The following is a 298-nucleotide window of genomic DNA, read 5'->3' on the forward strand; positions in this document are numbered from 1 at the left end:
GCATTGATGATGGGTATTTTCTCTAAGCGTATTAACAACCTTGGCGCTATCGCCGGTATGTTGACAGGTCTGATTAGTATCTTGGTTTATATCTTTGTTTTCAAAGGCTGGTTCTTCATCAGTGGTACGGCTAACTTCCCTGATACGGAAGAATACTGGTTGTTTGGTATCTCGCCATTATCATTTGGTGCGATTGGTGCCTTGCTCAACTTTATCGTTGCGTTCATTGTATCTTACGCGACTAAAGCACCACCATTACATATCCAAGAATTGGTTGAAAGCGTTCGTTCTCCACGCG

1 pseudogene is annotated in these 298 nt (G+C 43.0%); it reads left to right on the forward strand.

The window, feature by feature from the left end:
- Positions 1-298 (forward strand): annotated as a pseudogene (locus AAEY75_RS14500) (cation acetate symporter); the annotation flags it as partial.

The organism is Psychrobacter sp. TB55-MNA-CIBAN-0194 (genome assembly GCF_040309505.1).
Lineage (GTDB): Bacteria > Pseudomonadota > Gammaproteobacteria > Pseudomonadales > Moraxellaceae > Psychrobacter > Psychrobacter fozii.